11 protein-coding genes are annotated in these 13,601 nt (G+C 64.0%); 4 read left to right on the top strand and 7 right to left on the bottom strand.

Features of this window, described 5'->3' with window-relative positions; translation table 11 throughout:
- Positions 1 to 15: 15 nt before the first annotated feature.
- A complete protein-coding gene (locus C9427_RS00295; RefSeq protein ID WP_107647248.1) occupies positions 16 to 2,061 on the bottom strand; it encodes an oxidoreductase in 2,046 nt (681 codons plus the stop codon).
- A gap of 140 nt (positions 2,062 to 2,201) precedes the next feature.
- Here C9427_RS00295 and queF point away from each other — a divergent pair, with 140 nt between their 5' ends.
- Positions 2,202 to 2,663 carry a preQ(1) synthase gene (gene queF / locus C9427_RS00290; protein ID WP_107647247.1) on the top strand — a complete coding sequence of 154 codons (462 nt, stop codon included), beginning with the start codon at positions 2,202 to 2,204 and terminating at the stop codon, positions 2,661 to 2,663.
- Positions 2,664 to 2,691: 28 nt separating this feature from the next.
- On the opposite strand, the gene C9427_RS00285 is transcribed toward queF, so the two are convergent.
- The 5 genes from C9427_RS00285 to C9427_RS00265 all read right to left on the bottom strand — a co-directional run bounded on the left by C9427_RS00285 (position 2,692) and on the right by C9427_RS00265 (position 8,314).
- Positions 2,692 to 3,879: a mandelate racemase/muconate lactonizing enzyme family protein gene (locus tag C9427_RS00285; RefSeq protein ID WP_107647246.1), complete on the bottom strand. Its 1,188-nt coding sequence runs from the start codon at positions 3,877 to 3,879 to the stop codon at positions 2,692 to 2,694.
- Positions 3,880 to 3,886: 7 nt separating this feature from the next.
- Positions 3,887 to 4,468, bottom strand: coding sequence for a hypothetical protein (locus C9427_RS00280; protein WP_167434196.1), 582 nt, complete (start codon positions 4,466 to 4,468; stop codon positions 3,887 to 3,889).
- A 4-nt stretch (positions 4,469 to 4,472) separates the two neighbouring features.
- Positions 4,473 to 4,952, bottom strand: a complete 480-nt coding sequence (locus C9427_RS00275; RefSeq protein WP_107647245.1) for a DUF3828 domain-containing protein — start codon at positions 4,950 to 4,952, stop codon at positions 4,473 to 4,475.
- A 120-nt stretch (positions 4,953 to 5,072) separates the two neighbouring features.
- Entirely contained in the window at positions 5,073 to 6,722 is a 1,650-nt protein-coding gene (locus C9427_RS00270; protein ID WP_107647244.1) for an ABC transporter substrate-binding protein, read from the bottom strand.
- Positions 6,723 to 6,763: 41 nt separating this feature from the next.
- On the bottom strand, positions 6,764 to 8,314 hold the full coding sequence (locus C9427_RS00265) for a trimethylamine methyltransferase family protein (protein WP_107647243.1): 1,551 nt from the start codon (positions 8,312 to 8,314) through the stop codon (positions 6,764 to 6,766).
- A 91-nt stretch (positions 8,315 to 8,405) separates the two neighbouring features.
- On the opposite strand from C9427_RS00265, the gene C9427_RS00260 reads away from it, so the two are divergent.
- A complete protein-coding gene (locus C9427_RS00260; protein ID WP_107647242.1) occupies positions 8,406 to 9,314 on the top strand; it encodes a LysR substrate-binding domain-containing protein in 909 nt (302 codons plus the stop codon).
- Between the two features lie 283 nt (positions 9,315 to 9,597).
- Positions 9,598 to 11,460: a DNA mismatch repair endonuclease MutL gene (gene mutL / locus C9427_RS00255; RefSeq protein ID WP_107647241.1), complete on the top strand. Its 1,863-nt coding sequence runs from the start codon at positions 9,598 to 9,600 to the stop codon at positions 11,458 to 11,460.
- 220 nt (positions 11,461 to 11,680) lie between these two features.
- Here the strand turns inward: mutL and C9427_RS00250 are convergent, their stop codons facing one another.
- Positions 11,681 to 12,574 carry a DMT family transporter gene (locus tag C9427_RS00250; RefSeq protein ID WP_107647310.1) on the bottom strand — a complete coding sequence of 298 codons (894 nt, stop codon included), beginning with the start codon at positions 12,572 to 12,574 and terminating at the stop codon, positions 11,681 to 11,683.
- 90 nt (positions 12,575 to 12,664) lie between these two features.
- On the opposite strand from C9427_RS00250, the gene C9427_RS00245 reads away from it, so the two are divergent.
- Positions 12,665 to 13,591 (top strand): LysR substrate-binding domain-containing protein, encoded by a 927-nt coding sequence (locus tag C9427_RS00245; protein ID WP_107647240.1) that lies wholly within the window; start codon positions 12,665 to 12,667, stop codon positions 13,589 to 13,591.
- The last annotated feature ends 10 nt before the right edge of the window (positions 13,592 to 13,601 follow it).

Raw genomic sequence — 13,601 nt, 5'->3', positions numbered from 1 at the left:
ACCAGTCGACAGTCCTCAGATCCGCAATCCAAATCTGATGCCATCGTAGATGGCGGCGTGGATGTTGCGCGAGGCGACCGCGTCGCCGATGCGCAACAGCACGAAACCGCCTTCCCGATTGCGCTCCGGGAAAATATCGCCGCCGCTGACCAGTCGCTCGTAGTCGACCGCGCCGCCATTCTTCGACAACGGCTTCAGCGCCAGGTACAGGTCATCAAGCGGTGCGGTGCCGTGCTCGACCACCACCTGATCGACCCGCCGCTCGCCGCGCCAGCCGTCGGCGAAATCGGAAGCCAGTTCGGCGATCAGTTGGTTGCCTTCGCGCCGTACCGAGCGCAGCCGCGTGTTGATGGTGACGGTGACGCCCTTTTCCTGGAAGGCGCGCATATAGGGGACATGGTTCATGCCGCCCATTTCAGGGGCGAAGAAGCGCTCGGGTGAAACCAGCTCCAGTCTCGAGCCGCTGTTGGCAATGATCTCGGCTGCGCCCATGCCTTGATGGCCGCCATTGTCATCATAGAGCAGCACGTTCTCGGCCGGCTTGGCGCTGCCGGCCATGATGTCCCAGCTTGAGGTGACGAGGTTGTCGCCGGCCGCCAGCGGTGGGTTCTGCGGCAGGCCGCCGGTGGCGACCACCACCACGTCCGGCGACAGCGCCAGCACGTCGTCCTTCTCGGCCCAGGTGTCGTAGCGGATCTCGACACCGAGCCGGTCGAGCTCGGCCAGCCGCCAGTCGATGATGCCAATCAATTCCTTGCGGCGCGGGTTCTGCGTTGCCAGCCGTACCTGCCCGCCGGCCTGGCTTGATGCTTCGAGCACCGTCACATCATGCCCACGCTCGGCCGCGACGCGCGCTGCCTCCAGCCCGCCGGCGCCGGCGCCGACGATCACCACCTTGCGCTTCGGGCCAGCGGTTTTAACGATGATGTGCGGGATCTCGGCCTCGCGGCCGGTCGCCGCATTATGGATGCACAGCGCCTCGCCTCCCTCATAGATGCGGTCGAGGCAATAGGTGGCGCCGACGCAAGGCCGAATCTCGTGCTCGCGGCCCTCCATCACCTTACGGATAATATGCGGGTCGGCGATATGAGCGCGGGTCATGCCGACCATGTCGAGCTTGCCGGTGGCGATGGCGTGACGCGCGGTGGCGACATCGGAGATCCGTGCCGCATGGAAGGTCGGGAATTTCGTCGCCGCCCTCACCTCGCCGGCGAAGTCGAGATGAGGCGAAGAGCGCATGCCGGTCACCGGGATAACCTTGGTCAGCGCCGCGTCGCTCTCGATCGAGCCACGAATGATGTTGAGGAAATCGACTTTGCCGGAGCCGGCGAGCCGCCTGGCTATCTCGACGCCCTCCTCCTTTGACAGGCCTTTTTCGAAATCCTCGTCTGCAACCATACGGATGCCGACGACGAACTTTTCGCCAACCGCGGCCCGCACCGCATCGAGCACCATGTTGGTGAAGCGCAGGCGGTTGTCGAGCGAGCCGCCGAACTCGTCGTCGCGATGGTTGGTGGCCGGCGACCAGAAGCCGTCCATTAGATGGCCGTAGGACTCGAATTCGATGCCGTCGAGGCCGGCTGCCTGGCAACGCTGCGCCGCCGCCGCGTAGTCGGCAACGATGCGCTCGATGTCCCAGTCCTCGATGGTCTTGGGAAAAGCGCGGTGCGCCGGCTCGCGCACCGGCGAAGCGGACAGCACTGGCAGCCAGTCGGCCTTGTTCCAACCGGTGCGGCGGCCGAGATGGGTGATCTGGATCATCACCTTGCAGTCATGCTCGTGACACGCGTCAGCCAGCTCGCCAAGCCATGGCACGATGCGGTCGTCATAGACATGCAGATTGCCGAAGGCGGCCGGGCTGTCGCGCGAGACGATCGCCGAACCGGCGGTCATGGTCAGCGCCATGCCGCCCTTGGCCTTCTCGGCATGGTAGAGCCGGTAGCGCTGCTTTGGCATGCCGTCCTCGGAATAGGCCGGCTCGTGACTGGTCGACATGACGCGGTTCTTCAGCGTCAGGTGCTTGAGCTGGTAGGGTTGAAGGAGCGGATCGTTGCTGGTCATCGTCTTCCTGCGGTTTCAAATTGTGTCGGAGCAGCGCGCGTTGCTCCAGCTTCCATTTTACGCATCGGATTCATCCGAAAACCGCTGCGCACTTTTCGGTCCGATGCTAATGAGCGCGACAAAATCCAAGGAACCCGCCCATGATCGACACCAAAACCCTCACCCAGCTCGGCGCGCATGTCGAGACGCCACAGAGCCCGGACGCGGCGATCCTGGAAACCGTGCCATTTGCGCGCGCCGACGGCCCGCCGGCCATCGTGCGCTTCACCTGCCCGGAATTCACCTCGCTTTGCCCGGTCACCGGACAGCCGGATTTCGCCCATATCGTCATCGACTACGCCCCTGATGCGCTTCTGGTGGAATCGAAGTCGCTCAAGCTGTTCATGACCTCGTTCCGCAATCATGGCGCCTTCCATGAGGAGTGCACCGTCATGATCGGCCGCCGCATTGTGGCGGCAACGAAACCATTGTGGTTGCGCATTGGCGGCTACTGGTATCCGCGCGGCGGCATTCCGATCGACGTGTTCTGGCAGACCGGGGCACCGCCGGAAGGCGTCTGGCTGCCCGACACCGGCGTGGCGCCCTATCGCGGGCGGGGTTGAGCCGGGTCTGTCGCGCAAGTCCATGGCGTCAGTTCAGCGGCAGCCGGCGGTAGCGGCCGGGATTGTTCGGATCGCTGAAATGATGCATCGGCCCGTGCTCGGCGAAATGCGCGGCCCAGCGCTTCATCGCCGCCGGGTCGAGCTCGACCCCTAGCCCGTCACCTTCCGGCACGCGTACCGTGTTGGCTTTCTGCCGGAACGGACCGTCCTTGACAACGTCGCCGATCTGCCAGGCAAACAGCGATTGTGACGCCTCGGTGATCCATGGCGTTGCCGCCACGACATGCAGATAGGCCGCCGTCATGATGCCGAGATCGTTCGAATAGCACCAGAAGCCCTTGCCCATCGCTTCGCAGGCGGCGATGAACTTCAGCGTCTTCGACAGGCCGCCAAGAGCGGCGAAATTGCAGACGAAATAGTCCGGTGCGCCAAGCGCGACCGCGCGCCGGAGATCCGGCACGTGGGTCGAGAATGGAATGCGCGAATGCTGGCGAAGTGCCGCCATCTCCTCGAAGGTGGCGACGGGATCCTCGTAGTTGCGGATGTTGAACGGCTCGATCTCGCGTAGCACCCAGCGCGCTGATGTCAGCGACCACTGCATGTTGGAATCAAGCTTGATTTGCGCCTTGTCGCCGAGAGCCTCGCGCAGCATGCGCACGGTCCTGATCTCGAGCTCGGGATCGCCCATGATCAGCTTGCCCTCGAAGATCGTCGAGCCATGCTCCTCGCGCATCTTGAGGCAGTAATCGACAATCGCTTCGGGCGTCATCTCGCCGCCTGCCCCGCCCTGCGCGGCGGCGCGAAAGGAAAAATATTCAGAAAAAGGAATGTCCTTGCGCACGGCGCCGCCAAGCACCTTGTAGAGCGGCATGCTGAAGACCTTGCCCCGGATGTCCCACAGCGCCAGTTCGACGGCGCCGAAGGCCACGGAGGCGGCATTCTCGCCGGTGTTGGCGGTGATCTGCCAGGGCGGCACGCAGCGCGCCTCGCAATCGGCAATATCGAGCGGATCGGCGCCGATCAACGCCGGCGCGATCTCGGCCTTGATCACCTCGCCGAAATGCCACCACGGCGCCTCACCCAGGCCGACCACGCCTTCGTCCGTCTCGACCTCGATGATCGATTTCGAGGCACCGCCATAAAGACCGGCCGTCCACCAGAACGGCGCGTCGAGCGGGACATTGACATGAGTGACGCGGATATTGGTGATCTTCATCGCTTCCCTATTCGCACTGGTATTGACTGAGCGCCCATTCCCCGGTCACCGACAAAAGGTCCGATATCTTCCAGTCGCCGCCGACCTTCCTGAGCTTCCATTCGAGACGGTGCGCATTGCCTTCGACGAAGAAGGCGACGACCACCTTGGCCTCGTCGCCATTGATCGCTTCGATGGTCTTGAGGCTCCTGTCGATCGCGAGCTTGTCGTAGTCGGCGTTGTCGAGCGCCATGTTGGGATCAAGGCACTCGCCCTGCCCGGATTTGCGCAGCGCATCGCTCTTGTCGAGGACGGTCCTGGCCGGGTCGATGAAATTCTTGCGCTCGGCCGGGTCGAGCTCCAGCCCGAGATGCTCGTAGAACGGTTTTACCACGGCGGTCGGCGAGCCGGGCAGCACGCGCGCTGCTGGTTCCGGTGTCGGCGCCGTTGTCGCCGGTGGGGGCGACGTGTCGGCCGGCGCATTGCCGGCGTCGCCGGACGGCGCGTTCGGTGGCGGCGCGCCGAACAGACCTTGCGCCAAGGCGCCGCCGTTCAGCCCGGCAGCCAGCATCGAGACCAACGAGAATGCCAGGACAAGGCGACCAAGCACTGCATCACTCCGCCGTCGGACCGGGCATGCATTCCAGCGCGCTGAGCGTCCAGCCGCTGGATTTGGAAGCGATGTCGGCGACCTTCCATTTGCCATCGACCTTCTTCAGCGACCAGACCATTTCACGTTTGGAATCATCGCCTTCCGGGAAGAGGTTGAAGGTCACCGTCACGTTGGCGCTGTCGCCATCCACCGCTTCCGACAGCTTGAGCGTCTTGGCGACCGTCTTCTCGTCATAGTCCTGCGCGTCGAGACCGGGATCGAAGTCGATGCAGGCGACCTCGTCCGGATTGTTCTTGATAGCCTGGTCGTTGAGATCGAAAAGCTTGGTCACCGGCTCGGTGAAGCGATCGCGGTATTGCTCGTCGGCCTCGAACTTGACCTCGGGCACGTAGAAGAACTTCACCGCATTGGATGCCGGCCCGGCCAGGGCGGCCGCGGGTGCTGCGATCGAGAGGGCGGCGGCAAGCACAGTCAGTCTCATCCGTTAATCTCCAGGCTTTCGTGGTGGGGACCGTTCCATACCACGAATCCTGTGTGCCGGCTTTTTTGCGGCCCATGAAATCCTCGTCCATTGTCAGAGGTTCTTGAGCCGGCAGTTCACTCAGGCGTCCAGCCAGACATTCTGGAGATCCATCTCGAAAGTCTGGTGGACGGCGTAGTTCTTCACCTTCTTGTTCATGTGGCTGTAGAGTTTCTGCCAGAACGGCTGAATGATGACGCCTGAATCCTGCAGGATCTGCTCGACGTCCTTCATGACCTCGCGCCGCTTCTCAACGTCGATGAGCGAGAGCGCCTGCTTGAGCTTGGCGTCGAAATCGGGATTCGAATACGCCGTTTCATTCCAGGCTTCGCCCGTGCGATAACCGAGCGCCAGCACCTGGACACCGAGCGGGCGCATGTACCAGATCGTCATGGAATAGGGATATTTCGTCCAGTCGTTCCAGAAGGTCGAACCCGGCAGCACGGTGCGCTTCACCTTGATGCCGGCGTCGCGCAACTGGCCGGCGATCGCGTCGCCGGTGTTCTTTTGCCAATCGTCCTCGACGGTGATCAGTTCATGCTCGAAGTCGGCCTGTCCGGCCTCGGCCATCAGCTTCTTGGCGCCAGCCGCATCGCGTGTCTTCTTGGGCAGCGCGTAGTATTCCGGATGGATCGGGCTGACATGGTGATTTTCACCGACAGTCCCTCGCCCGGCATAGCCAAGTTCGAGCACGGCATTGTTGTCGACGGCCATTTGCAAGGCATTGCGCACCCGCTGGTCGTCATAAGGCTTGTGCGTGATGTTGGTGCGGGCAACGAGCGTCGTCGCTGTCGCGACCTCGGATTTCTCCAGCCCCATCTTGTCCAAAATGTCGATGAAATCGGCGGGGCTCTCGAAGTTGAGATCGATCTCGCCGGAGTCGAAGGCGTTTACCGTGGCGTTGAAGTCGGTGCCGTAGTCGATGAATTCGACGCTGTCGAGCGGCGCTTCCCCGCCCCACCATTTGCCGTTCTCGCGACGCTTGACGACCGCTTTCTGGCCGACATCGTAAGAAACCAGTTCGAAGGGTCCAGTGCCAATCGGCTTTTTGATCGGATCCGCGCCGTCGGCATCGAAATTGCGGTGGACGACCAACGCCGGATAGTCGGTAAAGTTCGGGATCAGCGAGATGTCGGGTTCGTTCAGCTTCAGCTTGACCGTGTTGTCGTCGACCTTGGTGATCGCGCCGTCCCTGGCCTTGCCGGATTTTGCGTCGATCAGCGCACCGACGCGCGCGGCCATGGAATTGCCAGCGGCAGCTTTCTCGCACCAACGCGTCAGATTATGGACCACGTCATCGGCGTTGAACACATCGCCATTGTTCCAGGTGATGCCCTTGCGCACATGCAGCACATATTCGGTGGCGTCGTCGTTGACGTCCCAGCTTTCGAGCAGAACCGGCTCGAAGGTGAATTGGCGGGTGTAGCGGACAAGCGGCTCCAGCCAGCAGCGTGAAATGTTTGCCAGTTCCACCCAGTCGTAAGTGCGTGGGTCCTTCTGCGCCTTCACCGACATCGATATGTGCAGCGTTCCGCCTTTCTTCGCCTCCTCGGCCAAAGCCTGTTTCGGCACGGCAAGACCGATCATGCCATAGGCAAGGCCCGTCGATGCACCGAAGGTGCTTGCCAAGGCAAGAAACTCACGCCGGTCTATGCGACCCGCGCGCGTCTCTTTCGCCATTGCCTCGATGGCGCTCGGCACACGATCGCCATTGCTCCTGAAGAGTGTCATTTTTTCCTCCCTTACGGTTCCGTCAGATCTTCGCCTGTCCATCAACTAACGCTGTCCGGCAGCTTCTCCTCGCGCAGCGCGATCAAATCTTTGAGACCGTCGGCGATGCCCTCATCGAGCTTCGGCTCCTCGTAGTCGGCGAGCATGTTGCGCGCTTTTTCGCGGCCGCGCGTATCGTGGTCCTTTGCCCCTTCGGCCTTCCACTGTTCGAACGAATTGAAGTCCATGATGCTTGGTATGAAGAAGGCGGACTGGAAGTGGTCGAGCGTGTGCTGGGTGCCGAGGAAATGGCCCTGCGGCCCGACCTCACGGATCGCCGCCATGGCCTCCTTGAAATCGTCGAACGGGAGGCCGCCGGCATATTTGTACCAGCCGACAAGCTGTTCGCAGTCGGTGGCGAATTTCGAATAGCCGCAGGTCAGGCCGGCCTCGAGCCAACCGGCGGAGTGCCAGATGTAATTGGCGCCGGAAAGAATGGCCGCATGCATCAGCATGTTGGCCTCGTAGCCCGCCTGGGCGTCGTTCAGCTTCGAGCCGACATGGAAGCCGGACGTGCGCCAGGGCAGCCGGTATTTCCGCGCCAGTGCGCCCATCACATACATCATCTGGGCGGCTTCCGGCGTGCCGCCCATGGGAGCGCCGGTCTTCATGTCGACTGTCACCATGAACTGTCCGTAGATCTGCGGCGAACCCGGACGCAGCAACTGTGTGAAGGCGACGCCGGCCAGCGCTTCCGCATTGACCTGCGCGACCGCTCCCACGGCGGAGGCCGAAGTCGAGGCGCCGCACAGGGCGAAGGGCGCCAGAATCAGCGGCTGGTTGTGGCGCGCATAGACCTTCATCGCGTCCAGCATGGTGGCGTCCCACACCAGCGGCGAGTTGCAGTTGGTGATCGACACCAGCACCGGGTTGTCGCGGACAAAATCCTCGCCGAACACGATGCCTGCCATGGCCATCGTGTCTTCGGCTCGTTCCCTGGAGGTCACGATACCCATGAACGGCTTGTCGGAGTGCTTTAGCGCCGAATGGATGATGTGGAGGTGACGTTTCGGCACCGCAATTTCCATCGGCTCGCAGATGATCGAGCTCGACGAGTGCAGCGCCGGCGCCATATAGGCGAGCTTGTGGAAATTGTTGAGGTCGGCGAGCGTGCCGTAGCGCCTGTTGTTGTCGAGATCGCGCACGTAAGGCGCGCCGTACATCGGCACGAAGATGGAGTTGGTTCCACCGACGCGCACCGAACGCTGCGGATTCCTTGCATTGAGCGTGAATTCCGGCGGAACCTTCGAGACGAGTTCCATCAGAAGAGCGCGGTCGATGCGGACGCGTGTCTCGGAGACATCGGCCCCCGCCGCCTTCCACATCGCGATCGCCTCGTCGTCGCGGAACTCGCATCCCACCTCTTCGAGGATGGAGAGCGATTCCAGATGGATCAGCTCCACCGCCTCGTCCGGGACCATCTGATAGGTGGGAATCTGGCGGACCAGAGTCGGAAACGACGCTATCGGTGCGCCCCGCAGCGCCTTGCGCCCAAGGCGACCACCGCCGCGGCGGTTGGTGTGTTCGGTCACTTCAACGGCCGGTGCGCTCATGGCAACTCCATCCTCCCCAAGCAGCCAACTTAGCGAGACGAAATATGACTGTGATGCTGGAAAATCCTGATCTCTTGTATAAGCTCTGCTTATGCGAAGCCTGCGACATCTCTTGCCCTCGGCCGGCAGCCTGATCGTCTTCGAGGCGGCAGGCCGCCTGTCGAGCTTCACCGCCGCCGGGCGCGAGCTCGGCATGACGCAGGCCGCCGTCTCCTATGCGGTGCGCGGGCTGGAGGAAAAGCTCGGCGCCAAGCTGTTCCAGCGCCGCCACCGGCAGGTCAGCCTGACCGAGGCCGGCGAGCGCTTTCATGCCGACGTCTCGCTGGGGCTCTCACATATCCGTAAGTCGGCGGAGGATCTGCGCCTGCAGGCGAGCGGCGGCCATGTGACGCTTGCCGCGTCGACCGCCTTCGGCTCGTTCTGGATGATGCCGCGGCTGCAGCAGTTCCGCGACGAATTGCCGGGCGTCGACCTGCGCATCCAGACCGCCGACCGTGATCTCGACATTATCGCCGAGGGCATTCCGCTCGCTGTGCGCGGCGGCGAGCCCAGGGAATGGCCGGACTATCATTGCCTGCCGCTGGCCGACGAGGAGATATTTCCCGTTGCCGGCGCCAGCTATGTGGCGAAGTTCGGCCTGCCGCAGACCGTCGAGGAATTGGCATCACACCGCCTCATCCATCTCGAGGAGCCGTTTCGCGAGGCTGCGAGCTGGGAAGAATGGTTCCAATCCGCCGGGGCCAGCCTGAAGGAGGCCGAGGCCGGGCGCGGCTTGCGTATCAACGACTACGCGCTGGTGATCCAGGCGGTGATGGAGGGGCAAGGCATTGCACTCGGCTGGCGCCACCTTGCCGAGCGGCTGCTGGCATCGGGCCTGCTGGTGAGCGCCACCAGCCATGTGATGAGAACCGGCACGCGTTTCCACATCATCTGGCCGAAGAACCGCGAACTCAGCGACAATGCCCGCAAGGTAAGGGATTGGCTGGCCGCGCAGGCTTGAGGGCGGAACCGCCTTGACGCTGGCGGGACAGCACCCCCCTCTGGCCTGCCGGCCATCTCCCCCTCAAAAGGGGGGAGATTGGCAGCTTCGGCGCTCCGCCCAACCTGCAACATTGCAGATTGGCGAAAGCCGAAGTGACAGGCCAATCTCCCCCCTTGAGGGGGAGATGTCCGGCAGGACAGAGGGGGGCGCGAAGGATCGCTACCGTCTTCATTCTGCCGCCTGTTCGTCCTCCTCGATTTCCCCCTCCCCGACAGCCCACGAATCCGCCTATAGTGTTCCCATGCCCATCCGCCAGCTTTCCGAAACGATGATCAACCAGATCGCCGCCGGCGAAGTCATCGAGCGTCCGGCAAGTGTGGTCAAGGAACTGGTCGAGAATGCGCTCGATGCCGGTGCTTCCAGGGTCGAGATCGTCACCGCCGGCGGCGGGCTGAACCTGGTCCGCGTCACCGATGACGGCTCCGGCATTCCGGAAAAGGAGCTGGCGCTGGCGATCGCGCGCCACTGCACTTCGAAGCTCGCCGAGGACATTCACGACATCCGCTCGCTCGGCTTTCGCGGCGAGGCCTTGCCGTCGATCGGTTCGGTGGCGCGGCTGTCGATCCGCTCGCGCACGGCGTCGGGCGACAGCGCCGCCGAAATCGGCATCGAGGGCGGCCGCGTATCCGCCGTCAAGCCGGCGGCGGCCAATCGCGGCACCACGGTCGAGGTGCGCGACCTGTTCTTCGCCACGCCGGCGCGGCTGAAATTCATGAAGGGCGAGCGCGCCGAAAGCTCGGCGACCAGCGATGTGGTCAAACGCATCGCGATCGCCTTCCCTTCCGTGCGCTTCACACTGGCCGGCTCGGACCGCTCGACGCTCGAATTACCGGCGACCGATGACAGTGCGGAAGGCCACTTGCGCCGTGTCGCGCAAGTGATGGGCGCCGACTTTCCGGACAATGCCATTGCCATCGATGCGATGCGTGACGGCGTGCATCTTGCCGGCCATGTCTCGATCCCGTCCTTCAGCCGCGCCAACGCGCTGCAGCAATATGCCTATGTCAATGGCAGGCCGGTGCGCGACAAGCTGATCGCCGGCGCCATTCGCGGCGCCTTCGCCGACGTGCTGCCGCGCGATCGCCATGCGGTGACCGTGCTGTTCCTGACGCTCGACCCGGCCATCGTCGACGTCAATGTCCATCCGGCCAAGGCCGACGTGCGCTTCCGTGACCCCGGACTGGTGCGCGGGCTGATCGTCGGCGCCATCCGCGAGGCGCTGGCCAATGCCGGCATCCGCGCCGCGACCACGGGGGCTGCCGGGATGATGGCGGCGTTCCGACCGGGTGCCGCCTCCTACGCGCATCCTGGACCGGCCAACGGCCATCGCAGTTACGAGGCTGCTTCCCGCGCCTCCGGCTTCGCCGGTTTCGACCGCTCGCCGCAGCGGCCGCTCGATATGGGGTTTGACGGCGTTGGAAATGGCGGGTTTCGCGAGAACGACCAGGCGGCGTTCGATGCCGGGCCGCTGCACAGCGCCGACGCGCGGGCCGGGCACAATGAAGCATCTGAGACGCTGCTTGGCACGGCGCTCGGTGCTGCCCGCGCGCAGGTGCACGAGAACTACATCGTCGCCCAGACCAGGGATTCTCTGGTCATCGTCGACCAGCATGCCGCGCATGAGCGGCTGGTCTACGAGGCGCTGAAGAACGCACTCCATTCGCGCGCGGTGCCGTCCCAAATGCTGCTGTTGCCGGAGATCGTCGACCTGCCGGAAGAGGATGCCGAGCGGCTCGCCTTTCACTCCGAAACGCTTGCCCGCTTCGGCCTGGGCATTGAGCGCTTCGGCCCCGGTGCCGTCGCCGTGCGCGAGACGCCGTCAATGCTCGGTGAAACCAATGTTCAGCAGCTGGTGCGCGACCTTGCCGACGAGATCGCCGACAATGACACGGTGGAGACGCTGAAAGGCCGGCTGGACAGAATCGCGGCGACCATGGCCTGCCACGGCTCGGTGCGTTCCGGCCGACTGCTCAAGGCCGACGAGATGAATGCGCTGCTGCGTCAGATGGAGGCGACGCCGGGCTCCGGCACCTGCAACCATGGCCGCCCGACCTATATCGAGCTCAAGCTTGCCGATATCGAGCGGCTGTTTGGGCGGCGGTAAGGCTGCGGCTTACGAGGTTCGCTGGCGCAGACCCCCACCCGGACCTTCGGTCCTACCTCCCCACAAGGGGGAGGTAGGGAGCTTGGCGGCAGACGCCTCGCGATGAGCTTACCCCTCCCCCTTGTGGGTAGGGTCGCTGCGTAGCAGCGGGGTGGGGGTCCGAAAAGAGCCGCTGTACAGCGGCTCTTTTCGAGTCAAGGGACGCCCCCAATCCCCTGATTTACCTCTTCAAATTCACCACGATTACGCCGCCGAGCGCCAGCGCGCCGCCGATGATGCCGAGCAGGGTCGGCACTTCGCCGAGCCAGAAGAAGCCGATCAGCGTCGCCACCGGCGAGACCAGATAAAGGAAGTTCGAGGCGCGGGCGGCAGGCAGGCGTGACAGCGCAGTGGCCCAGGCGGCGTAGGCGATCAGGCTCGGCACGATGCCGAGAAAGACGACGGCGCCGAGGCCCGCGGTGTCGGCGACTGCTGCCTGTGAGAGTGCGTTCGGCAGGAAGGGCGACAGGCAGAGCGCGCCGAGCACCATGTTGGAGGCGGCGATGGTCAGCGGGTGGTGGCGGGCAAACAGCGGCTTCTGGACGATGGTGTTGACCGCCGAGCACAGCGCCGAACCCAGCACGAGCAGCGCGCCGGTGTTGAAGTGCAGGCCCTGCCCCTCGCCCATGGCGATGATGCCGATGCCGGCGAAGGAGATGGCTGTGCCTGCCCAGGCCATGCCCGAGAAGCGTTCGCCGAGCAGCGCCATCGCCATGATGGCGGTGAAGATCGGGCTGACATTGATGATGAAGCCGGCCGCACCCGCCGAGACGGTCAGTTCGCCGAAATTGAGCATGGCCGTGTAGAGCGCGACGAAGACGGTGCCGCCAAAGGCGAAGCGCCACCATTCGGCGACCCTGGGCAGCGCCGGACGCTTGACGGCAAGGAAGATCGCGGCCGGCACGGCGGCGATGGCAAAGCGCAGCGCGCCGAGTTCCAGCGGATCGAAGGCGGCGAGACCGGCGCGGATGGCCGGGAAAGCGGAGGCCCAGCCGACCACCGTGAGCGCCACCGCGATGGCCGCGGTGCTATCCATGCGCTGTGTCGAATTCAACGTGCCGGTGTAAGCGCTCATCTCGCTGTCCTCGCTCTTTGGTGTCATGAAAGGAGAAAACGCCATCCCCGGCCAATTGACAAACGACAAAATCGAGGGCCACCTGTGAGTATGGATCACAGCTCAGAACAGATGCTGCCGCTCGAGACCTTGCGCGCCTTCGACGCGGCGGCGCGCACGGGCAGCTTTTCTGCCGCCGCCGAAAAGCTCAATCTCACCCATGGCGCCGTCAGCCGACAGATCGCCAAGCTCGAGGACTGGCTCGGGCTGAAAGTGTTCGACCGTGGCGCGCGCGGGGTCTCACTCACCATCGAGGGAACGCGCCTGCATCTGCGCACCACCGAAGCCTTCGCGCTGATAGCCAGCAATTCGGACCGCTGGATCGAGCCGCGCGGCACCGCCGTGGTACGGTTGGCATCGATCCCTTCGGTCAGCGGCCTGTGGCTGATGCCGCGCATGGCCGCGCTTGAGAGCAACCCCAGCAAGCTGCGCATCGTGCTCGATGTCGACAACCGCCAGGCCGACCTTGCCGACGAGGGCATCGATCTTTCGGTCCGCTGCGGACGCGGCCGCATTCCGGGCCGCGTCTCGGTGCAGCTCTTCGAGGAATATGTTTTCCCCGTCGCCTCGCCTGAGCTCGCCAGGGAAATCGGCCGCGGCGACCCTGCCCGGCTGCTCAAATTTCCGCTAATCAACGATTCCGACGCTTCGGCCTGGCGCGCCTGGTTTGCCGCGCAGGACATGGACTACCGCCCGCGCCCGCAGGACCGCCGCTTCGAGGACTACAATCTGGTGCTCGATGCGGCAGCCCACGGGCTTGGCATCGCGCTGGCGCGGCCGCCAATGACGGTGGATCAGTTGAAGTCGGGCCGCATTGTCGCGGTCGACGAGCGCAGCGTGCTGAGCCCGATATCCTATTGGCTCGACCGGCCGCTGGGGCGGCCGCGCGCCGCGGCAGCAGACCTCGCTCGCCGCATTGCAAGCCAGGCCGGGCTTTCTGCCGAAAAGATCGAGGATTTTATCGTAGCCGAAGGATAAGACATCCATT

It is taken from the genome of Mesorhizobium helmanticense (genome assembly GCF_003034915.1).
Classification (GTDB): Bacteria; Pseudomonadota; Alphaproteobacteria; order Rhizobiales; family Rhizobiaceae; genus Mesorhizobium; species Mesorhizobium helmanticense.
This window is presented reverse-complemented; position numbering and strand designations above follow the sequence as displayed.